This window comes from Chitinophaga oryzae (assembly GCF_012516375.2).
Classification (GTDB): Bacteria; Bacteroidota; Bacteroidia; order Chitinophagales; family Chitinophagaceae; genus Chitinophaga; species Chitinophaga oryzae.
In genome coordinates this window covers 6,036,795-6,060,388 of record NZ_CP051204.2, presented here as the reverse complement: position 1 = coordinate 6,060,388, position 23,594 = coordinate 6,036,795, and the positions used below count along the sequence as shown (strand labels likewise).

The window sequence follows — 23,594 nt, the reverse complement described above, 5'->3', positions numbered from 1 at the left end:
ATAGATTGTTTTATGTCCATAAGATGGTTACCTGTTGATCTCCCGGCAGCCGGAACAATAGATGTCCATCGTCCCGGGGAGAGCCTTCTATGGCTGTTTTCCCGGCTAATACCTGCAGGGAGGGCAGCGACTCATTTTCTTTTTGCGGGATGAGGCGCAGGTGGGCATGCATGCTTTTATGCCCGGCCAGGGTAAAGGAGATGGTGTTGGCTGAGTCGGTAAATCCGCTCAGTGGATAGTCGGAAAACAGCAGCCACGATGTGCCGGGAAGGAGATGATAGTGGCGTGGCACCAGTGAGAAACAGAGGCCTGCGCCATATACTTCCTGTCCCACGCTGCCGGACTGTTCCCAGCCGTCCCGCAGGTCTTCGACGGGTATCCACAGGTTTCTGGCCAGCTCGCCGGTTTTGATAGTTGTGGCGAGACATTCGGCGGGTAATGCCGGTGGATAATAATACACCGCCCGGTGCAGGTAGTAACGGATGAATTCCGGGACCAGCACCCGGAAAGCCGGCGGCAGATCTGTTTTTTCAGCCAGTTGCAGGTAATAATGCAAGGCAGAGAAACACTCCGCTTCTTCATATACTGCCGTATAAGGAGCGTTCTGCAGAGGGAAAATGGCAAAGAAGGTGCTGTAATGTTTCCCGTAGCCATAGTCACATTCCCACAACCACATGTTTTTAAACAGGTTGGCGATGCAGAGATAACTGATATCCCGGAACGTTTCTTCTTTAGTGATCAGAAATAGTTTAAGCGCTGCGCAGGCGGAGAAAGCGGTATTATTGGCCTGGTAGAGCAGGGTGAATCCCTTTTGCTGTAAGGAAAGACAGGCAGCTTTCGCTTCTTCCAGGTATAATTCTTTTTGGGTGATTTCCCAGGCAGCGAGCATGACTTCTGCATAAAGACCACCTACATCTTTTTCGCCGCCTTTCCCCGGAGCTGTTTCCGATTTTATTACTTCCAGTGTGTCCATTTTGTAGAATACCGGCCACTGATAGGCAAAGTGGCGGGCTACCTTAATAGCGAAATCCAGCGAGGTGAATAATTGATTGCGAACAGCCTTATGGCCTTGTTTGAGCAGCCGTAGCAGGTTCAGCAACGGATGATGGAGATACCAGCTGTCCATGATTAGCGGGTGTTTGTGTTCTTCTTCCAGCGACAATCGGTGCTGTGCTGCCGGTAGCCAGCGGACAAACGTTTTCAGTTCTTCATCATAAAAATCGGGGATGATGTTCAACAGGTCTTCCACCAGCGGCATCTCTTCTTTGCTCCATTGCTGATAATCCCGTAATGGCAGCAGTACCGCCAGCTGTACCATCAGTTCCGGCGGCGTTTTATAGTCACATACATATGCATTGAGATAGGGATTGCCGGCTACCTGGCACCAGTTGCCCGCGCCACGTTCCAGATGACGATGTGTTCTCTCCTGGATATCGGGCCAGTGGCGGTATTGTGCCTCCGGTTTGGGAAGATGCGGATAGATGGCCGCCAGCAGTTCCATCAGTTGAAGGGACTGCTCCGTTTCGTTGGCGGGCGGCTGTGCCGTCAGGCTGATGAAGGTATCGCTGATCACACAGGGCTTGCCGGCCGGCAGCGCACCGTCTTTCGGGGCGGGCAGCGCAAAGCCGATGTCCGGCCAGTCACCACCCACCGTGTGCCCGGCAGACGTTTTCGTTTGTTCGCAATAGTGATTCAGCGAGCTGAGATGCTGCAGGTAAAGAACGGCGCCTGAACCGGGTTCATTGACGCTGAAATAAATCATGCCTGTTTGCAATCCTTGTTGCGTGAAATAAACGGTCCCTGCAGCGATGCCTTTTTCGCCGCTTTTTTTCAGCGCGGTAATGTCACGCGGCCAATGATTGAACGACAGCGTCGCGCGCGGCGTAACGGTCGTCTGGCAGCGGAAGCAGGGCACCGTGCCAGGATAGAGGTCCAGCGTAACGGTGTAAGCGGCCGCAATGGTTTGCAGATGGAATGCCGCCTGGTTTTTCTTTTTGACTGTTTTTGTGACCGTGATGCTGTCATGCGGGGCGTACACCGCCCTGAAAGTAACCCGGGCGCCGCCGGCCCATTCAGCAGCGATCCATAACGCGTCGTTCTTACAGTAAACATAACAATGGCAGAAACCGAGTTGCTGATAGAATATCTCTTTTAACTCAGGATGGTTAAACAGTTCGTCAACAGCCAATGCCTGTGGAGTAACTCCTTTCATATATTATTGGATTTAAGCAGAGGTTAACCGACAAAGAACCCGATATACCACATCAACAGCCATGCGAACTGCATGGCAGCATCTGCCAGGTATACCGGCAGGATGACGCGGCGCGCTGTGTACCAGGCATCTGCTATCAGCAGTGCCAGCGCATTGCCCATACCGATGACCACGACCGGCAGTTCTGCCTGGTAGCTGCTGTTGGCTGCCGCCAGCAACGCGCAACCGGTCACGGTTAAAACGCCGCCGGTAGTTTTTACCAGCCAGACATCCGTTTTCCCGCCGGTGACTTTCTCAAAGGATGCATAATGTATGATAGGCCATAGGCCTGTGAGCACCAGATAAATGCCCTGTAGCCATAAAACAGTTCCTGACATCATGGGTGAGATGGTTATTCGGTTTTCCAACAGTTACTATGAAAAATGTATTCCAAAAGAACGTGGGCGTGAGCAAGTGCTTGTCAATAGGGAGAAGTAAGCGCAGTCAGCGCGGAGCAGCGGACTGTGCGTCAGTGTAAGAAACGTGGATGAAACGCTACGTATTGGCCTTTTCGGAAGGCGCTGTCAGGACATAGTGAAGGTTACTGCCTCTGCCTGAAGATGTTTCACCCGGTATCCTTTCGTTGTATCGGTATCTGCGAATAAAAAATTTTTACCCGCTTGATAAATTCATAAAACAACTGCTATAAAACTACACTACTCCCTTTTACATTCGTGACACATTAAAAAACAAAATTCCATGAAAATCAAGTTATCCTTATTATTGTTGTGTTCCACCCTCTTTTTGGCTAATGTAAATGCCACTGACAAGAAAGCTCCTGCCCGTCCTGCCGCATTTAAACCCAAAGTGTTTGTTTCCTGCGCAGGAGTTCAACCGTTTTTCTTTGGTTTCACGTATTATCCCGGACAGCGCGTGGTTTATGCAAACGGTCTCTATCAGGCTACGCAAACTAACCAAAACGTTTGGCCTAGCTTTAGCCCATCCTGGTTCTGGGTGGGACCTTGCAACTAATTATTAACGATAGGGGCCGGCCACAGTGCAGGCCCCTTTTTCTTCCTTTCCCCATTTTCGTTTTCTTACAATTTCAGGCCGTGACAGTGAACCATCTTTGTGTCATCAAACAAAAACAAAAAATACGTTTTATGACACAGGCAAAAATACTTATCACCGGCGCCACCGGTAACGTGGGCACTCAACTGGTAAAAAGACTGTCGGCAGCGCATGTACCTTTCAAAGCGATCGTCCGCGGCGACGATAGCAACCAATACCTAAAAAGCATCCCGGAGGCAGAAATCATCATTGCCGACCTCGCAGATGAAAAAGCGGTAGGCAAAGCATTGCGGGGGATAGAAAAAGCTTTCCTGCTCACCAACTCCTCCGAACAGGCGGAAACATTACAGCTCAACTTCGCAGTAGCCGCACATGCTGCCGGCGTACAACATATCGTTAAACTGTCGCAGTTTGCGGCAGCGGAACAGTCTCCGGTCCGTTTTTTACGCTACCATGCGCGGGTGGAAAACAGGATCCGGGAACTGGACCTGACTTATACTTTCCTGCGCCCCAACCTGTACATGCAGGGACTGCTGGCGTTTAAAGACTACATTAAAGACGAAGGACAGTTTTACGCCGCTGTGGGAAACGCCGCTATCAGCGCGGTAGATGTGCGGGATATTGCCGCGGTAGCCGCACATGCCTTAACAACGCAGGGGCATGAGAACAAAATTTATGATATCACCGGGGGAGAAGCCGTGACCCATTACGAGATGGCAGACATCTTCACCCGTGTGCTGCGCAAACCGGTGAAATTTGTGGATGTGAGTCCGGAGCAGATGGAAGGGGCCGTACGGGCAGCGGGGTTCCCGGAATGGCAGGTAGGCGGACTGATAGAAGACTACGCGCATTATGCCAGGGGAGAAGCGGCGGTAGTGAGCAAGGCGGTGCAGGAGGTGACAGGACATGCTGCCATTCGTTTTGAACAGTTTGTGGAGGACCACAAAGCCTTGTTCCTATGACAACAAAGGCAGCAGGTCAACTGCTGCCTTTGTTGTGATTTATTTTCCTTCCAGCACGGGGACCAGGTGTTCCCAGTTCAGCTGTTTGGCGAAATCCAGTGCCGTTTTGCCGCCGGTAGTCCGCTCGGCCGCGTTGGCGCCTTGTTGCAGTAATACCTGCACGGTGGTGAGGTTTCCGGCGATGGTTTCTTTATGCAGCAGCGTATAGCCTGCTTCATCTTTTGCATTCAGTTCATCCGGATTTTGTTGCAGGAAATCCACAAAGCTCTGTTGCATGTTGCGGCTCATGGGATGTTCGATCAGGTTTTCCGGATTCTCTTCCTGGTTGTTTACAACGAGGATGTTGTTGTAGTCGCCGAATTCGAGGCCCCATGCTTCGTCGTGTTCCTGTCTTTCTTCTTCGGTCATGCCGGCGCGCATGGCCTGGATGGTGAAACCGCCGTAGGTGCGGTCGTTGATGGCAAACAGCCAGTCGCTGATCTGCGTTAACGGAATGCTGATTTCATCACCGTTGCTCACGTTGGTCAGCTCGTTCGGGTCGTTGATCAGGGTACCGAAGATGGTATCGCCATCAAAATGGATATCGTTGATCCACATGTGTTCAACGGTGGGTTCGCTATCGCCGGGGAGTTGCTGGGAGAAGGCTACTTTCACGCAGGCTACGTTCAGGCCCGGGATGATGCGGCGATGTTCCCAGGAGAGCTCCCGCCAGAAGTATTTGAAGGTGGCTTGCGCTTTAGCAAAAGCGTCGATCATTTCGGGGCTGTCTCCTTTGGCGAAGAAAATTTTGTCGGACATGATTACTGTTTTTTCAGGTTAATGTGTCAGGCCAGTTCGGCGCTGTGAATGGATACAAATTCTCCCTGTTCGGTATAGGCATCGATGGCAAAAGCATCAAAGCCGTTACGTTGCAGGTGGGCCAGATCTGTTTTTTCGCCGGTGATCAGCCGGAGTTCACCATCTTCATTGAGGAAGGTGTCGAGTTCGTCTTCGTAATCTATATTAAAAAAGGCGTGCAATACAATTTCGAAAATGCTGTTGCCGGCAGCATCCGTGTAGGTCCGCGTGATTGGCCGGTTGTTCAGCTGTTCGGGCGTCCATTCGTTACAGAAATAATTATCGTGACCCTGGCGGGCGCCGTCGAACAACAGGATTTCTTCACCGGTGCTGATGTCTACAGCATAGATCAGCTCGGGCGCTTCATCGGTATTGGTGATGAGGCCGTTGAAATTTTTACCGTAGTGTTTCTCGTGCAGTTCGAGATGACGCGGTTCCTGTTTCACTTCCCAGTTAAACAGTTCCCCGTAATATTTTATGTGGAACAACCGTCCGCCGCTGGAAGATTGTAACTGGGCGCGCCACTCCACGGGGTGAATGTTGTGGAAGTAGGCGGTTTTGTCGTATGCCGCGAAAGGGGCGTACCAATCGGGTGCTGGTTTGTGTGTGGTCATTTTGCTTCGGTGATTTTTTTGTTTTCGCCATCCCACGCGTAACGTTTACTTTTCTTCGCGGTCACTTTCATGATGTTCATGCCGTTTTTGTCCACTTTATCGGTGGCTTCAGCTTCTTCCATGTTCCAGGCGATCATATCCGGTTGCCCGTTCTTTTCATTGGGGAATATGAATTCCTCGGAATGATAGTACGCATCGGCATCGCCGATATTGGTTTTGGTCAGGAGCTGTTGCAGCTGGCCGTCTTTGGTCCATGCGAAATAATATTCGTCCGTGGGAATGCCGCAGGCCGCGCCGGTGAAAGTGAGCACTACTATGTGTTGTACGTTGGTGAGGCCCATGCCGCTCATGATTTTGCCATCGCTGAAGTTGGCGGTTTCATCATCGCCGATGATCTGCGCCGCTTTGGCGAGCAGTATGCCGTTCTGCACCACTTTTAGTCGTACCAGGTATTTGGGAAAGGTGTCTCTTTTATTGCCGGATACCGCGATGCTGTCGGCCCTGCGTTCAATGCCATATACGAATTTGAGATCGCCGCGGCGCAACGGGGCGCAGCTGACAAGGCCCTGCCAGATGTACCCGCTCCGGTATTCCCCGTTTTTACGGTAGCCGATTTTCAGCCACGGGCCCTGCAGGCCGCGGATGGTGAGGCTTTGGGCGGTCATACCGGTCACCGTGATGTTATCGCCGGCCATCAGTGTGTCGATGGGGGACTGTTTGGTATCGGGAGACACCCTTATATAGGCGGTGTCGGAAAAAATGTACCGGTCGATGGAGTCGTTGCCGCTCAGGTAAATCGACCAGCTGCGCATGTCCGGGAAATTGGGTTCCTCCTGCGCAAACAGTTGATGGGAGATACAAACGAATAAAAACAATAAAAGCTTTTTCATAAATAAACGGATTCTTTTTCTATGGGATATGTGTGATTAAGTATGTGCCAAAGTAGGTATCATCAGCTGATGGCCGGCGAAAATGTTCTCTTTGCCGTTCAGTACAAAAAGCGTGAGGTCTTCTGTCTTCAACGGCAGCATGGTGAAGCCGGTAACATCCGCCGGTGTGAAACCAAGTACCACCTGTCGGGTGTCTTTCTCCATCAGCACAGACAAAAGGAGCGGTAACGAATGGCTGGTTTCTCCAAAAATATCATGACAGGTCATCACGCCTCCTTCGTGTTCCACCACTGCGATCACAGCTGTTTCTTCCAGGTAGTACACGCTTGTCTTCATGAACTGTGTACAATAGAACATCAGCAGGCCGGCGGGGGCGGTCACTGTCAGTGCGGCGAACGGGTTGGACTGTGCATATTTCTGCAGGAGCAGTTCCCTGTCGGCCGCGTTGTCCATGTCCAGCCGGCGTACTTTGCCTGTTTGGGGCGACAGCTGCCGGGTATGGTACTGGTATTCGCCGGCCGGTATGAACCCGAATTTCGGATAGAAGCCGAGCACGCGTTTGTTGGCAAACAGCACCATGGCGTCGTATTTACCAGCCCATTCTTCGAATATTTTATCCATCAGCCAACGGGAGAGGCCCTGGTGGCGGTAGTCGGGATGTGTCATGACGGTGCCCAGCTGCAGCCAGGTTTTTTCTTGGCCCTGCCAGCGTACCCGGAGGATATTGACCGTTGCGTTGGCAACAACCGTATCGCCATCGAGCAGCACGTGGGGAACGCAGGAATCGTCCCAATAGCCTGCCTGGTACCACGGCTCGAAGCTGAGGCGGAAAGTATGTACAGAGAGCTGATCAAAACTAAGCCGGACGGGGTTATTGTCTTTGATGCCAGCAATATAGGAATACGTTTTCCCCTTGATGTCGTATTTCATGTCGTTAACGCACAATTTCAGGTCATTGCCGGCGAAGATAGGGAATATAAAGCAAACAGGCCGGGCGGCTGGACATCCCGTTTTTCTGCCGAAAGCTGTTATAAAGGAAACCGCAGCGTGAAGGTACTGCCCTGGTCTACCGCCGTTGTTACGCTGATGTTTATGTGATGGTACTGCGCGATGGTATGGGCAATAGAAAGGCCCAGCCCGTAGCCTTCTGTGGTGCCCCGCTGTATTTTCCGGAAGCGGCGGAAAATAGTATCTACATCCCGTGCCGGGATACCGACGCCGGTGTCAGCGATTACCAGGAGGTAGGCGTCAGGACGGGTTTCGTCGGTGACGGTAATGCTGCCGTTTTCCCGGTTGTATTTGATGGCATTCTGCAGCAGGTTGTATACCAGCTGGAAGATCAGGTCCTGGTTGAGATGGTGCAATATGGTCTTCGATGACAGCTGCATCGAAAAGCGGAGTTTTTTTTCTTCCAGGCGGTGAGACAGCTCCTCCATCACGTCGGTCACCAGCTGCAGGGGAGAGAGCTGATCATTTTTAGGGAACTGGTCGTTTTCTATGCGGGAGATCAGCAGCAGGGAGTGCACGATTTTTTTCAGGCGTTTCAGTGTTTTCATCATCCCCTGTATTTTCTGCTGGAGCGCTTCGTCTGTTTCCCTTTCTTCGAGGAGGTTCTCCATTTTTGTTTGCAGGATGCTGACAGGTGTCATCAGTTCGTGCGATGCGTTGGAGGTGAATTCCCGTTCTTTTTCGAAAGCTTCGTTGATTTTATCCATCAGCTCTACGAGCGAATCGTCGAGGTATTGAAAGTCGGTGGTGGATGTTTTCACCGGAGGGGCTTGTTCCCTGAAGGGGAAGCGTCGGTGAAGCAGCCTTGTCTGGATGATAACGCCGAGAGGTTTCAGCAGCAGGCGTGTAAATACCAGGTCGATGAGGATGGTAATGACGATAAGGCCGCCGAGCACATAGAGGGCCATGCGCTGTAAGGGACGGTTGTATTGACTGATGGTAGTTGTTTTTTTACCTACTTCAAGCAGGAAGTCACGGTGGCCGGCTTGCAGGATGTGTGTCAGCACGCGGTAGGTGAGGGTGTCGCCTTCCACCACACGTTGCACGGTGGCGATCGTGTCCGGCCGGATGGTTTTGCCGGCAGGTTCCAGCGAGATATATTCTTCTTTCAGCATGGTATAGCTGCCGTAGGTTTCTTCCCCCTGCAGGTAGGCGTCGATGCCGTTTTGGCGTATTACCTGCAGCACTTTTTTCTTTTGTTCCCGGAGATAGTAGTCGTTGTACTGATGCGCGATGTCTTCTGTCAATACCGGCAGCAGCAGTACAAACAGCAATGCTACCGCCATTTTTGACAGGGTGATGAATAATGTCAGTTTGGTAAACAGTTTCACGCTCAGATCTTTATTTTATAGCCCACATGGCGGATGGTCTGCAGCCAGTCCACCGCCGCGTAGGCGGACAGTTTCCTCCGGATATTTTTGATATGCACGTCGATATAGTTGGAGTCGTACTCATCATCTGCCAGATCGCCCCAGATATGGTCGCTGAGCTGCATGCGTGAGAGCGGCCTGTTTTTATGCAGCAGCATATAACTCAGCAGGTCGAACTCTTTGCGGGAAAGGGTTATTTCTGTTTGTTCGAAATAGACGTTTCTCTTTTGCAGGTCCACGTTAAAATCGCCCAGCGGCACCAGTACGTCCTGCAGTCCGAATTTCCTGCGGGAGATGGCCTGCATACGGGACTGCAGTTCCAGCAGGGAAAAGGGTTTGGGCAGGTAGTCGTCCGCCCCCAGGTCGAGGCCTTTGATACGGTCTTCCAGCTGCCCGCGGGCGGTGAGGATGATGCAGGCTGCTTCCGGGCATAGTTTCCTGGCCTGTTGCAGCAGTTGCAGCCCGTCCATGTCCGGCAGGCCGAGGTCCAGCAATACGAAGTCGTAGGTAGTGTCTTCCAGCCGGTCTATGGCCTGGCGGGCAGATGCCACGAGGTCGCAGCGGTAGGCCTTTTTCAGGAAGGCTTCCATTTCGGCGGCCATGGATTTTTCATCTTCGATGATTAACACCTTCATATCAGAACTGGTAATAAAAGCTGCAATTCAAAAAAGAGCGGGTTTCGCCGGCGCCGCTGAGGGCTTTGTCGCTCAGCAGGGACAGCTGGTATTCCACTTCCACCATGTAGTGTGCGCGGTTGTAGGCCAGCGGCACTTTGAGATTGTACGACAGGAGATCGAAGCTGGAGGCTTCTTCCGTTACTGTCTGCCGGCCAGCCGGTATACCGGGCAGTAGTGGCAGTGGCAGTCCCAGTTTGCTGAGCTGCAGGTATTTTTCTTCCACATAGCTCCGGTAGAAGCGTTGGGTGCCGGCCACGATGTCTATGGCAGGCGTCAGTGTGATCAGGTCTTTGTTTCGGGCGATGCTGCCGAGGGTGATCTGTTTCCCGGTGTTGAAGGTGAGAAACAGGTCCTGCGTTTTACCGAATGCGTAGTCTGCCTGGATGCCGCTGGTCAGCCAGTAGGCGTATTTCAGTTCAGCCGAGGCGTTGTCCGGGTTGGCGGCCTGCAGGAACTGTGAGGAAGCGGGGTAGAAGGTGTGGCTGTAGGCCAGGGTGGCGGTTAGTTTTTTTCCTATCGGGATGTTGAACCCTACGGTGGCGCTGGTGGCCGAAACGGTGTTGGCTGAGTCCTGCAGCAGGCGGTAGGCCGTGCCGCTGAAGTACAGGCCGAAGGGAAACTGTACCACGCCGCTGGCGGCCAGATAGGGCAGGGCGGTGGCGGCTGTCTGCCCGTAATAGCTGGCGTTGCTGGCATACAGGGCGCCCAGGGTGAAGGTTGTTTTTTTAGTGGCAACAGTGTCTGCTGGCGCCGTCCGTGCGTTTGTTTGCGCGGTGTCCTGCGCCTGCACGGAGCTATGGCACAGCCCTGTCAGTAGGGCCAGTATTAGTGCATATCTCATGTTATATCAATGTTATTACCCGTCAGATCAGCTTTCGGACAATGATTTTTGGTTTAATAATCCTGATTGGTTGGACAGGCAATGGAGAAGGAATAGCCATCGGTTTGATGCCGCGCCTGGATTTAGGCACTTCCTTTATTTCCGGCAGTTTTACTTCCGGGACCACCGATGGTGTTACTGGTTTTTCAACAGGTTTATCTGCCGGCATGTGCGCCGGCGGAACGCTGTCTGCTGATGCGCCCATATGGTTAGCTGTACTGACATACCCGTATCCATAGCCGTAGCCTTTGTGAGGCTGCAGCAATGCCATGACAGACATTAGCAGGGATGCAGATATGAACAGTCTTACCATATGAACGGAACGGGGGCAGAATTTCGCCGTTGTGTTGCCGGCAAAATTCTGCTTTTTCTTTTGAAATTACAATATGCCCAGGCCTGCGCCGCCTGTGATTTTCGTATTGACGCGCACCGGCGCCACTTTTACCGCCGGCCGGGTGGCAGCGTTGATGCCGGATGCCGCGTTAATGACGCCTGTACCGGCTTTCAGCGTTTGCCCGGCCGCTGCCGGTGCACCGGAAGGTATGGTTACTGTGCCGGTCTTCAGTGTTTGCCGCGCCGTAGCCTGTACGGTTGCCTGTGCATCCATCACGCTGATACCGGCTTGTATCGCCTGCCTGCCGGTTGCCTCCACGGGTGTGGCGACCGCCGTTGTTGCGGCCTGCACTCCCTGCTGCATCGTCGTTTGCACGCTACCGGCGGTTTGTACAGCTGCATTTTCCACGGACGCAGCAGGGATTGTTATCTCCTGTTGGTGAGTGGCCGTCCCCTGGCCGGTCGCTGCCGCCGCCGCGGATGGGTTGGTGCTCACCCCGGCGCTGTTGCCGGCCGGTCCTGACAGGGTGGCGCTCCCGCTACCGCCGGCTGTCGTTTGCGCCTGGCCGGCTTGCACCCTGGTGTTCATACTGCCGCCAGCCTTTACGGCTGCCGTTTGTGCAAAAACTGCTCCGGAAAAAGTGAACGCTGCGAGGAACAAGATTGTAGATTTCATAATAAACGGTTTTTCAGGTGTTTGAATGATATGTCACCAAAAGTAGCGGGGCAAGATGAAGCGAAGATGAAAAACGGAACGGCTGTCTGATATTTCTGTGATCATGCTGATACAGCGCTTACAGGAGCGGAATTCCGTACCTTGTAGCCATGAAATACCAGGAGGCTATTATCGAAGAAATACTCACGGCTGCTTTTCAGGACGAGGCCCTGCGCGACGCCTATGATGAGGCGGCACAGGAAAAAAAGTTTAAAAAAGGTGATCTGCTGCTGGAACAGGGGCAGATCTGCCGGCATACCTACATCCTGCTTTCCGGCGCCGTCAGAGGATTTTACCTGAAAGACGGCCGTGAAGTCACGACCTCTTTTTGTTTTGCCGGCGACGTGGTACTGTCACTGGAAAGCGCCACCCGCCTGACGCCCAGCCCGGAGTCGTTCGAAGTGCTGGAAGACAGCCTCGTGGAAGTGGTGTCGGTGGAGAAAATGGACCGGCTGCGGGAACGCTTCCCGGTGTTTGAAAAAGTATGGACGCTGAGCATGGAGGCATATGCCATCTGGCTGGAAGAACGACTGGCCAGCCTGCAGTTCGCTACGGCGAAAGAGCGGTACGAACAGCTGGTGGCCCGCTATCCGGAGATCGTACGGCAGGTACAGCTGGGCCATATCGCTTCCTACCTGGGGATCACCCTCGAAACCCTGAGCCGCATCCGCGCAAAAGGATAATTATTTGACATATGTCAAATGGCGGCTGGACGCCATACTTCAATTTTGCTGCATCCAATAAAACCGGATTATTTTATGCAGCCGTTCACACCCGCCAGCCGCCGTATAGACGCGCTGGACGCCATCAGGGGCGTGGCCCTGGCAGGTATCCTCCTGGTAAACATGGGCCTTTTCGCTTTCCCCGCCCTCTATATGAAACCCTCCGCATACTGGCCCGGCGCCTCCGGCAAACTGGCGGAGCAGCTGATCAGTTTTTTCGCGGAAGGCAAGTTCGTTTCCATGTTCTCCTTCCTGTTCGGCCTTGGTTTTATTCTCTTCCTGCAAAGCGCGGAGAGAAAAGGACTGCCGCCGGTGCGGCTGTTCCTCCGCCGCCTGCTGGTGCTGCTGGGCATCGGCTGGATACACGCTCACTTTATCTGGTTTGGCGACGTGCTGTGTTGCTACAGCCTGCTGGGCATACTGCTGCTCTTTTTCCGGAAGATGTCCCCGCCGGCCCTGCTGAAATGGGCTATCGGCCTGCTCGTAGTGCCGGTGCTCCTGTATGTGGCGGCGGGTACCCTCATCGGGCCCGGTTTCTACAAAGACAGCTTTTCGTATACGGATGCGGGTTACCAGGCAATCGAAGTATACCGCACGGGCACGCTACACCAGCTGTGGCAGCAGAACGCGTCCGACCTGGTGATAGCCCGTGCCGGCTACCTGATGGAGACGCCGATGATGCTGGCGATGTTCCTGCTGGGCGCCTGCGCCGGCAAAAAAGGCATCTTCCGCCAACCGGACGCGCATGCGGCGCTGGTCCGCCAGGTACAAACCCGGAGTGCCCTCATCGGCTGGCCCCTGGTGATCGCGGTGGCCCTCATCGGCGGCGACGGCCCCACCACGCCGGCGGGCGGCAACATGATGATGCTGGACACCTGCATCGCAAGCCCCCTTATCGGGCTGTTTTATATCGCCACCCTCGCCCGCCTGCTGCAACATGCCCGATGGCAGCGGTGGCTGCGGCCTTTCCAGGCCGCCGGGCGGATGGCGGCGACCAACTATCTCCTGCAATCTGTTATCTGTGTATGCATATTCTACAGTTTCGGCGGCGGACTGTATGCGTATGCCCACCCTCCCATGTACCTGCTCATATGGGTGCTCGTGCTGGGACTTCAACTCGCCGTCAGTTCCTGGTGGATGGACCACTTCCGCTTCGGACCGGTGGAATGGATATGGCGAAAACTGACTTACGGTAAAGCCTATGCGGTAAAAGCGGAATAAAAACATCCCTGTGTTTGACCGTGGCCCCCTGCTGCACGATCGGCAGGGGGCTTTTTGTATTTTCACATATCGGCTAAAAGCCCGATATTTCGATTTATCGGCTCATCACCCGATATTTTAAAGTTCCGGTAAAAATCCCCGGCACGACCACACATGAAAGGAAACCATCGCACCATATATCAATCCCGGGTAGAAACGCCACTGGGCATGATGATTGCCGGCGCTACCGACGAAGGCGTCTGCCTGCTCGAATTCACTGAACGGAAAATCCTGGAAGCACAATGGGCCGGCCTCCGCAGACTGCTCAAAGCAACCGTCACGGAAGGAACACACCCCCATTTCAGCCTGTTGCAACAGGAGCTGGAGGCCTACTTCGCCGGTGAACTGCATACTTTTACCGTGCCGTTGCATATGCCGGGAACGGACTTCCAGCAGGCGGTATGGCGGCTGCTGCTGACCGTCCCCTACGGCGATGTGCGAAGCTATAAACAACAGGCCACGCTGCTGCAACGCCCCGACGCCGTACGCGCCGTCGGTCACGCCAACGGCATGAACCGCATCTCCGTCATCGTGCCCTGCCACCGCATCGTGGCGGGAAACGGCCACCTGACCGGCTACGGCGGCGGGATATGGCGCAAAGAGTGGCTACTGGCCCACGAAAGCCGTCATCAAAAAAAATTAAATAATATTGGGTGATCTTTCAGCTTTTATGGTATCAATGGCTGAATAAATTGTTTTTATGACCACCTTCACCGACCAGGAACTGATCCTTCAACTGAAAGCAGGCGACCGCCACGCCACGGCAGTTATCTACCAGGTATATTTCCCTATGGTGACCGCCTATGTGCAGCAACACAACGGCCATCCGGCCGATGCGGAAGATGTTTTCCAGGAAGTGATGCTGGTACTGGTGCAGAAAATACAATCCCCGGATTTTAGGCTGACAGCCTCGCTAAAGACATACCTCTACGCCATTGCCCGCAACTGCTGGACTAAACGCCTGCGGGACAACCGCCTGCTGCTGCCGGGAGCGGAGGCCATCCCGGAAGAAGCAGGCATGCCCGATCTCTTCCCCGACCCGCCCGCTACTGCCCGGGTCCAGGGATGGCTGGCCCGCATAACGGACAACTGTAAACACGTGTTGAAAGCGCTCTTTTATTCCCGGCAACCTATGGCGCTGCTGGCGCGGAAGATGGGCTGGAAAAACAAACATACCGCGGACAACCAGAAATATAAATGCCTGCAACAGCTGCGGAAAGCAGCCCTGGAGAAATAGCCGGCTTCTTTATCACCCCAAAAAAACAGAACTTTGGGTATGATGAATATTTTCCGTCATTCACCACTCACGCAGGAAGACCTGGACCAGCTGCAACCACTGATGAAAACCGTACGGCTGGAAAAACAAGATTATTTTATCCGCGAAGGGCAGGTATGCCGGCAGCTGGCTTTTCTCAGTAAAGGTATCCTGCGCTCTTTTTATGTAAAGGATAACGGAGAGGAGATTACCGACTGTATTATGTTTGAAGGGCAACTGGTAACGGCTTATGCCAGCCTTATCACCGGAGCGCCGGCATTTGAGAATATGCAGGCTATCACGGAATGTGAACTGCAGGTGCTGGACCGCGATGACCTCTACCGGCTATACGAAGAAAATATCCGCTGGGCCAATACCGGCCGTGTGTTCGGGGAACAGGAATTTGTGATGATGGAACAGCGTATCCGCTCTTTTCAACAGTACACCGCCAAAGAACGTTACGAGGAAATGGTGCGCCAGCACCCGCGCATGATTCAACAGGTACCCCTGCAATACCTCGCTTCTTACCTCGGCATCACGCCGCAGCACCTGAGCCGCCTGCGTAAAAGTTAACATTTGTTCAGTGCGGGCAGCCGCGCTGCCGCTAGCTTTGCAGGCATGAAAAAGATATTGATCATCAACGGTCACCCTGACCGTGAAAGCTACAACACGCAACTACAGGAAGCCTATAAAACCGGCGCGCTGCAAGCCGGCGCCGACGTGACGGAGATACACCTCGGCTCGCTGCAGTTCGATCCCAACCTGCGCTACGGTTACCGCAAAAGAATGGAGCTGGAACCGGACCTGCTGGATGCCTGGGAGAAAATTAAAGCGGCTCAGCATATTGTATGGGTGTTCCCCGTGTGGTGGGGTTCCCTGCCCGCGCTCATGAAAGGTTTTTTTGACCGGCTTTTCCTACCGGGACTGGCCTTCAGCTACCGGGAAAACAGTATGCTGATCGATAAGAAACTAAAAGGCAAAACATCCCGCCTCATCTGTACCATGGACACGCCCGTCTGGTTCCATAACCTGTATTACCAGGCTACCGGCGTGCGGGCTGTCCGCAGCCAGATACTGCGTTTCTGCGGACTCAAAATAACAGGGACTACTTACATAGCCCCTATTAAACACATCAAACCGGGAGGTAAAGAAAAAGGCCTGCAGAAAGTGAAAACCCTCGGGCAACGTTTATGCTAGGCCGTTATTTTACCGAGGTAATCCACCAGGTGTTGCCACACGGATCTTTTACCCCGCAGGTCCTGCCATAGGGCTGATCACTCAACTCCATCACGCTGGTGGCTCCGTGGCCGAGCGCAGCCTGGTAGCTGCTGTCGGCATCGTCCACATAAATGAACACCTGGCCCGGCTGTGCTGTCCATTTGTCGCGGGCATTACAGAACATAATGGTGCTGTCGCCGATCTGAAATTCCGCATGGCGGACCAGTTTGTCGTCGTGAAAACTCATGTGGCTGAGCGTGGCCGGAAACACTGCCTCCACAAAGGCCTGGAAGTCACGTGCATTTTCGAGCATGAGATAAGGCATAGCGGCATGATGCCCTGCTGGAATCTTCATAATAATAGCTGTTAAAAGTGAAACAATACTGCGAAGCTAGTAGGAGCGGTGTTGTCAAAATTGGAAAAACGCGACATTTTAATCCATCCAGGCAGTGGCGCCGGAACGGCCGGAGAAAAAGGCTTTCGGGTGTTCGCCGGAGAACTCCCTGAAATCATGGATGAAATGCGACTGGTCGTAATAACCACAATCCAGCGCTATCTGTGTGAGTGACGGTGCGTTGGGGCCGTATCGCCGGATGGCCGCGTGGAAGCGTGCGATACGCGAAAACATTTTGGGGCTGAAGCCGGCATAGTGCCGGAACTGTCTTTCAAACTGCCGGGTAGACAGGTAGTGGTCCTGCGCCAGTTGTTTTACCGGCGCCATGCCCTGGGTTTCAATGATCGTCTGTATAGCGCGGAAGACCGGCGGTTGTACATTGTCCTGCCGGGACAACCGCTGTTCCAAAAATGTTTCCAGTATGGAAACCCTTTGCGCATGGCTGATGGCGAGCGCCATTTTTTCTTCCAGCTGTAGGCCTGTCCGTGCCAGTAAAGTGTGCAGGTCCGGCATCTGGTTGGTCATCTCGCTGGCCGGCATGTTAAAAAGCAGTGGAATCGCCTGCGGATAAAGATAAACCCCGAACATGCCGAAGCCGCTGTTGATATGGAACTTACGGGTGGTCTGGCTCTGGCCGTGGATACCGGCAGAAAACGAAACGTCCCTTCCGCCGTTGGGCAGCAGCTCATCAAACAGGCCATGGTAGTGAAACAGCAGTTCCGGGCACATGTCTGCCATGGAGTGATGGGTGTAAGGCCGGTCACTCTCCAGTACCCAGTAGAATCTCACTATGCTGCGAAACCGGGCCGATGGCCGTATGGTCTGGTAATGCATGGAACGGGCCGTTTGATGCCGGCATCCTAAAGGTAAGAAAGTCAGAGCAACTGGTGTAATTGTGCATACTGCAGCAGCATGATCGTTTTGGCGTCGCGGATGCGGCCGTCGGCCACCATCTCCAGCGCTTTTTTAAAAGGTATTTCCAGCACTTCGATCTCTTCCTGTTCGTCTTCCAGTCCCCCGCCGTCATTTATTTTCATCGTGTTGTCGTAAGATGCCACAAAGAAATACAGAATCTCCGTCACAGAGCCGGGCGACATGTACGCTTCAAATATTTTCTGCACGTCCGTAATGCGGTAGCCTGTCTCTTCTTCAGCCTCCCGGCGGATGCAGTCTTCCGGGTTACTTTTGTCCAGCAGGCCGGCGCAGGCTTCTATCAGCATACCGTCGTCGTTGCCGTTGAGATAGGTCGGCATCCGGAACTGGCGCGTGAGGACCACCGTCTGCTGCGCTTTGTTGTACAACAGGACCACCGCTCCGTTGCCCCGGTCATAGGCTTCGCGCGACTGCTGCTCCCAGTCGCCGTTTCTCTTCCGGTAGTCATAGGTTATTTTTTTTAGCGTATACCAGTTGTTGGACAGGACCGATGTTTCAATGATTTTTATTCTGGGTGTCATAAAAATGATTATATTTGATCGAATTTGATTGTTTTGATCAAAAATAGATAAAAAAATGGGATTTCCGGAGCGTAAGCAAAAAATATTGAGACTGCTTGATCAGCACGATACCAGGGAAGTACAGGAAATAGCAGACGCATTGGGCATTTCAGCGATCACCATCCGGCGCGATCTGCAGCAGCTGGCGGAAGAAGGGCTGTTGGTACGCACCCATGGCGGCGCCATGAAAGCGCCGGCGCTGCATCCGTTCACCGCTTTTACCGACAAGGCCGGCACAGGGCAGGAGCGTAAGCAGTACATCGGCCGGCTGGCGGCCGCACAGGTGAAGCCGGGAGACACCATTTTCCTCGATTGCGGCAGCACCGTATTCGCCATGTGCGAACACCTGCGGAAGACAGGGCCGCTGCGGGTGATCACCAACTCGCTCCCGGTGCTGGCGGCTTTTATGGACTGTGACCAGATCACGGTCAATCTCATCGGCGGGGAGGTGGACAAGGAACGTAAAGCCATGCACGGGCAACGTGCATTACAGCATATCGACAGCTATCGCGGGGTAAAAGCTTTCATTGGCACCGACGGGCTGTCGGTGAAAAACGGGCTGACAGCCTTCAGCGAAAAAGAAGCTTCCATCAGCAAAGCCATGGCCACGCAGGCAGACATCGTGTACCTGTTGTGCGACTCCGGCAAAATAGGAAAAGACAGCTACCTCAAATACGCGCCGCTCACCCTGTTCGATCACCTCATTACAGACCGGCAGCTGCCGGCTTCCACAGCAGCGCAGTTCAAAGCCAAAGGCGTCTCTGTCATTAGTTGAAATGCGCTATTTTTGGCGGTATGATCAACGACGCCTGGTATTTGCAACGTTACCAGTCCCAGCCCGATTCGGTGCGGCTGGTCATGGACGTGCTCTCCATATATCTTTACCCGTTAGACAAACACACCTTGTTTGATGCGGTCCGTTTACTCACTTCCCCGTCGCGGCCGGAGCTGGAAGACATGCTGCTGGACCTGCGGGAGCAGGAACTGCTGCAGATGAATGTCAACGGACATTACAGCCTGCCGCCGGCACTGAGCTTTCAGCTGTTGCCTGCCAACATTGTACGGCCCGATTATCAACCGGTGGCAGACCGCACCGGCCGTGCCGTCCACGCGTTCTATTCTGTCAACGCGCGGTTGCAGGACCTGCAGCAGTTGCTGGTGGCATGGTTTACCGGCGACCGTTACCTGCTGGCGCCGCCCATCCGCAGGATGGAGATGGAGCTGGCGGAATATCAGCCGTGGATATCTTACCTGTTGTTTTTCCCGGCTTATGACGGACTGCTGAAACTGTTCTCCGAAACCGCCGTGGACAGCATTTTTTCGTTTGCGGTAAAATACCACCTGCTGCAACTGCCGCCCATGGAGGAACTCCAGGCTTTGCAGGAACGCAGCGGCGGCCGTTTCCCGGAACTGCTATTGCTGCAGGGCGATCTGCATACCGCCTTCGGAGATACAACCGCCGACGAACTGTTTGCCAAAGCGCTGGTGACGCTGTACCAGGGCCAACCGGCGGCGGCGCTGACAGCTTTCGAAAAAGGTATCAAACGCCAACGGCAGGAGGACAAAAAAAACACGCTGCCCGTTTCCCCGCTCTTTGCCTTTTATTATGCGCTGACATTGACGTTGCTGCCCGGTGAAAAAAGTAATCCGATCGTACAGAAACTGCTCACCGCCTATGAACGGAAACTTTTTGCGGCGGTTACCCCTGCTGTCTGCCTGCTGTACCTGCATGCGGGCAGAAAAGAAAAAGCGGAGAACCTGTTGCTGTTGTTACTGGAGAGAAACGAACAGCCACTGCTGAGCTATCTCTCTGTGATAGCGCTGCAGCTGCTGCATCCGCGCAGCAAACTGCTGGTCACTTTCCGCGTGCAGGCAGATGTACTGCTGCGCCGGGGCATGGAGCATCACTACCGGTTACTTACCTACGAATATTTATACCTTTTCCGCGATGCCGGTTACGCCGGCTATGCGTCCGCATTTACTGCCGCCGGCGCCGCCGTGCGCTATGAGCCGGTATTATCGCAGATAAAAATTACGGCCGACTGGGAGCGGCTGCTCAACACGCTGCTGGCGCCGGATGATATTGCCGGCAAGCCGAAACCTGCGCCGGTACACCGGCTGATCTACCTCGTGGATTTTAATTATTACAAGCTGCAACCGGTAGTGCAGGCGTCCAACGGCGACGGCACCTGGAGCAGCGGCCGAAACGTGCCGCTCAAAAAACTGAAGGAAGGAAAGGCGGAAGCCATGACGGAACAGGACCAGCGCATCAGCACCACGATACAAAAAGATCATTACTATAACCACGACGGAGAAAATTATTCTTTCGATAACCGCGTATGGGAAGAACTGGCTGGCCACCCCTTCCTGTTCCTGGACGACGAACCAACCGTACCGGTGGAAATCGTAAAAGGACAGCCGGAGCTCATGGTGAACTATAACGGTAAAGGATATACGTTTACTGCCAATATCGACGATTATAGCAGTGAACTGGTGTTTGTAAAAGAAACACCCACCCGGCTGAAAGTCATCCGCCTCTCGCCACAGCAGCGCAAAGTATTGCAGACACTGTCGCAGGTGCCGGTAGTGCCGGCGGAAGGGAGGGAGAAGCTCCTGCAGGTGCTGAAGAGCATCGGCGCTCACCTGACGGTACATTCCGAACTGGGAGACGGCTCGGTCAATATCCGCAAGCGCGAAGGCGATGCGCGTATAGTCATCCAGCTGTTGCCTTTCGGAGCTGGTATCAAAGCGGGCTTGTTCGTGAAACCGTTTACGCTGGACCCGCCGTATTGCAAGCCTGGCGCAGGCGCGGCCCATATCATCGGCATCAGCAACGGCGAACGCTGGCAGGCCAACCGCAACCTGGAGCTGGAGAAAAACAACGGGACGCGGCTGCTTGAGATGATACAACAGATTGTTCCGCAGGAACTGGTGGCAGACACGCTGGTGTTCGAAGACCCGGCCGACTGCCTCGAACTGCTGGACCTGATACATAGCTACCCTGAACTGGTGCGTGCCGAATGGCCCGAGGGCGAACGGTACCAGGTGAAAGACCAGGTGAACTTCTCCCATGTGGCGCTGTCCCTGAAAGAGAAAGGGCACTGGTTCCTCTGCGATGCTGAAATACGGGTAGACGAAAACCTGGTGATCACCTTCCGGGAGCTGCTGGACACCAAACGTATCGTGAAGAAACGTTTCCTTGCACTGGACAACGGCGAGTACCTGTCGCTGACGGCCGACTTACGTAAACGGATCAACGAACTGGCGAGTATCGCCATGCAGGGGCCGCAGGGGATCGCTATCCCGCGCTTCGCGGCCTCTATGCTGGACGACTGGTTACAGCAGGCCGGTCAGGCAGAAGTAGATGAAGCCTGGCAGGCGTTTATCCGTAAGCGTGATACCGCGATGGACCTGCATCCGGAAATACCGGTCACCCTGCAGACAACCTTACGGCCCTACCAGGAAGAAGGTTTCCGCTGGATGACGCACCTGGCGGCATGGGGCGCCGGGGCCTGCCTGGCAGACGATATGGGCCTTGGTAAAACCGTACAGGCGATCGCGTTATTACTGTACCGTGCCGCAGAAGGACCGGCGCTGGTGATCAGCCCAGCGTCGGTATTGCCTAACTGGGTCAATGAACTCAGCCGTTTTGCGCCGTCCCTGCATATTATACAGCTGCAGCCCGGTAAGCGGGCCGCCCAGCTGAAAAATACCGGTGCGTTAGACGTGGTGATAGCCACCTACGGCATTCTGCAACAGGACGCGCAGCTGTTTGCCGGCGTACACTGGAGCACCGCGGTGCTGGACGAAGCGCATACCATCAAGAACTATCAGACCAAAACATCCAAAGCCGCGATGGCATTACAGGCGGATTTCCGCCTGATGCTAACCGGCACGCCTATACAAAATCATATGGGCGAGATATGGAACCTCTTTAATTTCCTCAATCCCGGTTTACTCGGCACACTGGACCATTTCAACGAACAGTTTGTGTTCCCCAGCGTACGTAACCCGGAGAGCACGGTAAAGCAGCACCTGAAGCGGTTGCTGGCGCCTTTCCTGCTGCGCCGTACCAAGACCGCCGTACTGGAGGAGCTGCCGCCCAAAACGGAGATCACGCGGCTGGTGGAGATGTCTTACGAGGAGATGTCGTTTTATGAAGCGATACGCCGCAAGGCCGTGGAGAACCTGGCCGTGCCCGAAGAGAACCTGGGCCGCCGGCAGATGAAAGCGCTGGCGGAGATCAGCCGTCTGCGGATGGCCGCCTGTCACCCGCAGCTGGTAGACGGAGAGAGCAGTATCACTTCTTCCAAGCTTAACGTGTTCCTGGAGATAGTGCAGGAGCTGATTGACAATAACCACCGTGCGCTGGTGTTCAGCCAGTTTGTGCGTCACCTGGAGCTGGTGAAAGCGGCGCTCGGACAACGGGGCATTACCTGCCTGTATCTCGACGGGTCTACGCCGATACCGCAGCGGGAGCAGCTGGTGCGAGACTTCCAGGCTGGCAGCGGGCAGCTGTTCCTTATCAGCCTCAAAGCCGGCGGGGTAGGGCTGAACCTGACCGCGGCGGATTATGTGGTGCACCTGGACCCGTGGTGGAACCCGGCCATCGAAGAACAGGCGTCCGACAGGGCGCACCGTATCGGGCAAACCAGGCCGGTCACGATCTACCGCCTGGTGGCGCAACATACCATCGAAGAAAAAATCATTGCGCTGCACAACAGCAAACGCGACCTTGCAGACCGTCTGCTGGAAGGCAGCGACCAGTCCGGCCGCCTCTCCGCGGAGGAGCTGATGGAGCTTATCAATTACGAATGACGAATTACGAATTACGAATTACGAATTGAGGAGCCCCTCTATGGTAAGGTTATTAGGTAGCCGGTGCTATCAGGGAGCCCTCAATTCGTAATTCGTAATTCGTCATTCGTAATTGACTCAGGGTTGCGGGCTGGTGCTTGTCCAGCCGCCGTCGATCACGAGGCTTTGGCCGGTGATGTGGCGTGCCTGTTCGGACACGAGGAACAGCGCCGCCTGTGCAATATCCGCGGTAGTGGCTGCGCGGCCCATGGGCGTCAGTTTTGACCAGGTGTCGGCGTAACCGGGTTCGGACATGGTCCTTTCGGTGAGCGTGGCGCCGGGTGCGATGGCGTTGACGGTGATCTTATAGGGAGACAATTCAATCACGAGATTTTTAGCGAGCATTTCCAGCGCGGCCTTACTCATCCCGTAGGCTGCCAGGTCCTTGTGTGCCTGGTGGCCGGTCACCGAAGAGGTGAAGAGGATAGCGCCGCCGCGTTGTTGTTTTTTCATCTGGTTGGCGGCTGCCTGCGCGAGGAAAAAAGTGCCGGCGAGGTTGACCTGCATCACGCGCCGGAATGCATCCGGCGTGTAGGTGAAGAAGTCGCCGAACAGGGTGATGCCTGCGTTGGCGATCACGATATCGAGGCCGCCGTATTGCTCCACGGCGGCATTTACCATCTGCTGAATAAAGGCCGGGTCGCTGGCGTCGCCGGGGAAGGCGGTGCAGCGGCCGTTTTCATTGATGATGGTGTTGGTGGCGGCGTTGGCCAGCGGGGCGTCCATATCATTGAGGATGACGGCGATGCCGTTGGCAGCCAGTTGCCGGCAGATCTCAAAACCGATGCCCTGGCCGGCGCCGGTAACGATGGCCACTTTGGATGTTGTTGTCATAACGGAAATATGT

General features: G+C 54.3%; 25 protein-coding genes. 10 read left to right on the top strand and 15 right to left on the bottom strand.

The genetic code is table 11. The annotated features are described in order from the left end of the window. Window positions 1-10 precede the first annotated feature (10 nt). Together HF324_RS23915 and HF324_RS23910 are read right to left on the bottom strand one after the other, a co-directional pair. Window positions 11-2,212 (bottom strand): hypothetical protein, encoded by a 2,202-nt coding sequence (locus HF324_RS23915; RefSeq protein WP_168861006.1) that lies wholly within the window; start codon window positions 2,210-2,212, stop codon window positions 11-13. Between the two features lie 23 nt (window positions 2,213-2,235). Continuing rightward, complete coding sequence (locus HF324_RS23910; RefSeq protein WP_168805066.1) at window positions 2,236-2,592, bottom strand: hypothetical protein; 357 nt, start codon at window positions 2,590-2,592, stop codon at window positions 2,236-2,238. Window positions 2,593-2,950: 358 nt separating this feature from the next. On the opposite strand from HF324_RS23910, the gene HF324_RS23905 reads away from it, so the two are divergent. Next, complete coding sequence (locus HF324_RS23905) at window positions 2,951-3,223, top strand: hypothetical protein (protein ID WP_168805064.1); 273 nt, start codon at window positions 2,951-2,953, stop codon at window positions 3,221-3,223. Window positions 3,224-3,354: 131 nt separating this feature from the next. Continuing rightward, complete coding sequence (locus HF324_RS23900; RefSeq protein ID WP_168861005.1) at window positions 3,355-4,224, top strand: SDR family oxidoreductase; 870 nt, start codon at window positions 3,355-3,357, stop codon at window positions 4,222-4,224. Window positions 4,225-4,263: 39 nt separating this feature from the next. Here HF324_RS23900 and HF324_RS23895 read toward each other — a convergent pair whose 3' ends face one another. The 9 genes from HF324_RS23895 to HF324_RS23855 all read right to left on the bottom strand — a co-directional run bounded on the left by HF324_RS23895 (window position 4,264) and on the right by HF324_RS23855 (window position 11,509). Beyond that, the gene (locus tag HF324_RS23895) at window positions 4,264-5,022 is read right to left on the bottom strand and encodes a DUF2314 domain-containing protein (protein WP_193114964.1); all 759 of its coding nucleotides are present in this window, start codon (window positions 5,020-5,022) and stop codon (window positions 4,264-4,266) included. Between the two features lie 26 nt (window positions 5,023-5,048). Then, window positions 5,049-5,675, bottom strand: a complete 627-nt coding sequence (locus tag HF324_RS23890; RefSeq protein WP_168861004.1) for a hypothetical protein — start codon at window positions 5,673-5,675, stop codon at window positions 5,049-5,051. Beyond that, entirely contained in the window at window positions 5,672-6,565 is an 894-nt protein-coding gene (locus HF324_RS23885) for an SH3 domain-containing protein (RefSeq protein ID WP_168861003.1), read from the bottom strand. The genes HF324_RS23890 and HF324_RS23885 overlap by 4 nt, the downstream gene beginning before the upstream one ends. 36 nt (window positions 6,566-6,601) lie before the next feature. Continuing rightward, window positions 6,602-7,495, bottom strand: coding sequence for a GNAT family N-acetyltransferase (locus tag HF324_RS23880; RefSeq protein ID WP_168861002.1), 894 nt, complete (start codon window positions 7,493-7,495; stop codon window positions 6,602-6,604). 98 nt (window positions 7,496-7,593) lie between these two features. Further along, entirely contained in the window at window positions 7,594-8,904 is a 1,311-nt protein-coding gene (locus HF324_RS23875; RefSeq protein WP_168861001.1) for a sensor histidine kinase, read from the bottom strand. A gap of 2 nt (window positions 8,905-8,906) precedes the next feature. Beyond that, window positions 8,907-9,578 carry a response regulator transcription factor gene (locus HF324_RS23870; protein WP_168805052.1) on the bottom strand — a complete coding sequence of 224 codons (672 nt, stop codon included), beginning with the start codon at window positions 9,576-9,578 and terminating at the stop codon, window positions 8,907-8,909. Between the two features lies 1 nt (window position 9,579). Further along, window positions 9,580-10,461, bottom strand: coding sequence for a hypothetical protein (locus HF324_RS23865; RefSeq protein ID WP_168861000.1), 882 nt, complete (start codon window positions 10,459-10,461; stop codon window positions 9,580-9,582). A gap of 22 nt (window positions 10,462-10,483) precedes the next feature. After that, the gene (locus HF324_RS23860) at window positions 10,484-10,771 is read right to left on the bottom strand and encodes a hypothetical protein (RefSeq protein ID WP_168805048.1); all 288 of its coding nucleotides are present in this window, start codon (window positions 10,769-10,771) and stop codon (window positions 10,484-10,486) included. 108 nt (window positions 10,772-10,879) lie between these two features. Then, window positions 10,880-11,509, bottom strand: a complete 630-nt coding sequence (locus HF324_RS23855) for a hypothetical protein (protein ID WP_168860999.1) — start codon at window positions 11,507-11,509, stop codon at window positions 10,880-10,882. Between the two features lie 149 nt (window positions 11,510-11,658). Between HF324_RS23855 and HF324_RS23850 the strand changes: the two genes are divergently transcribed. The 6 genes from HF324_RS23850 (at window position 11,659) to HF324_RS23825 (ending at window position 15,982) form a co-directional block, all read left to right on the top strand. Then, complete coding sequence (locus HF324_RS23850) at window positions 11,659-12,231, top strand: Crp/Fnr family transcriptional regulator (RefSeq protein WP_168860998.1); 573 nt, start codon at window positions 11,659-11,661, stop codon at window positions 12,229-12,231. A 75-nt stretch (window positions 12,232-12,306) separates the two neighbouring features. Further along, window positions 12,307-13,491, top strand: a complete 1,185-nt coding sequence (locus HF324_RS23845; RefSeq protein ID WP_168860997.1) for a DUF418 domain-containing protein — start codon at window positions 12,307-12,309, stop codon at window positions 13,489-13,491. A gap of 153 nt (window positions 13,492-13,644) precedes the next feature. After that, window positions 13,645-14,187 (top strand): methylated-DNA--[protein]-cysteine S-methyltransferase, encoded by a 543-nt coding sequence (locus HF324_RS23840; RefSeq protein ID WP_168805040.1) that lies wholly within the window; start codon window positions 13,645-13,647, stop codon window positions 14,185-14,187. Window positions 14,188-14,230: 43 nt separating this feature from the next. Then, the gene (locus tag HF324_RS23835; RefSeq protein WP_168860996.1) at window positions 14,231-14,767 is read left to right on the top strand and encodes an RNA polymerase sigma factor; all 537 of its coding nucleotides are present in this window, start codon (window positions 14,231-14,233) and stop codon (window positions 14,765-14,767) included. Between the two features lie 39 nt (window positions 14,768-14,806). Then, a complete protein-coding gene (locus tag HF324_RS23830) occupies window positions 14,807-15,358 on the top strand; it encodes a Crp/Fnr family transcriptional regulator (RefSeq protein ID WP_168860995.1) in 552 nt (183 codons plus the stop codon). A gap of 45 nt (window positions 15,359-15,403) precedes the next feature. Continuing rightward, window positions 15,404-15,982, top strand: coding sequence for an NAD(P)H-dependent oxidoreductase (locus tag HF324_RS23825; protein WP_168805034.1), 579 nt, complete (start codon window positions 15,404-15,406; stop codon window positions 15,980-15,982). A gap of 4 nt (window positions 15,983-15,986) precedes the next feature. Here HF324_RS23825 and HF324_RS23820 read toward each other — a convergent pair whose 3' ends face one another. The 3 genes from HF324_RS23820 to nudK all read right to left on the bottom strand — a co-directional run bounded on the left by HF324_RS23820 (window position 15,987) and on the right by nudK (window position 17,851). Continuing rightward, window positions 15,987-16,358, bottom strand: coding sequence for a VOC family protein (locus HF324_RS23820; protein WP_168805032.1), 372 nt, complete (start codon window positions 16,356-16,358; stop codon window positions 15,987-15,989). Window positions 16,359-16,436: 78 nt separating this feature from the next. Continuing rightward, window positions 16,437-17,231 carry a helix-turn-helix domain-containing protein gene (locus HF324_RS23815; protein ID WP_168805031.1) on the bottom strand — a complete coding sequence of 265 codons (795 nt, stop codon included), beginning with the start codon at window positions 17,229-17,231 and terminating at the stop codon, window positions 16,437-16,439. A gap of 41 nt (window positions 17,232-17,272) precedes the next feature. Then, window positions 17,273-17,851, bottom strand: coding sequence for a GDP-mannose pyrophosphatase NudK (nudK, locus tag HF324_RS23810; RefSeq protein ID WP_168805029.1), 579 nt, complete (start codon window positions 17,849-17,851; stop codon window positions 17,273-17,275). A 55-nt stretch (window positions 17,852-17,906) separates the two neighbouring features. On the opposite strand from nudK, the gene HF324_RS23805 reads away from it, so the two are divergent. Continuing rightward, window positions 17,907-18,665 (top strand): DeoR/GlpR family DNA-binding transcription regulator, encoded by a 759-nt coding sequence (locus HF324_RS23805; RefSeq protein ID WP_168860994.1) that lies wholly within the window; start codon window positions 17,907-17,909, stop codon window positions 18,663-18,665. A gap of 20 nt (window positions 18,666-18,685) precedes the next feature. Further along, complete coding sequence (locus HF324_RS23800; protein ID WP_168860993.1) at window positions 18,686-22,708, top strand: DEAD/DEAH box helicase; 4,023 nt, start codon at window positions 18,686-18,688, stop codon at window positions 22,706-22,708. Window positions 22,709-22,825: 117 nt separating this feature from the next. On the opposite strand, the gene HF324_RS23795 is transcribed toward HF324_RS23800, so the two are convergent. Further along, window positions 22,826-23,581, bottom strand: coding sequence for an SDR family NAD(P)-dependent oxidoreductase (locus HF324_RS23795; protein ID WP_168805023.1), 756 nt, complete (start codon window positions 23,579-23,581; stop codon window positions 22,826-22,828). Between the last annotated feature and the right edge of the window lie 13 nt (window positions 23,582-23,594).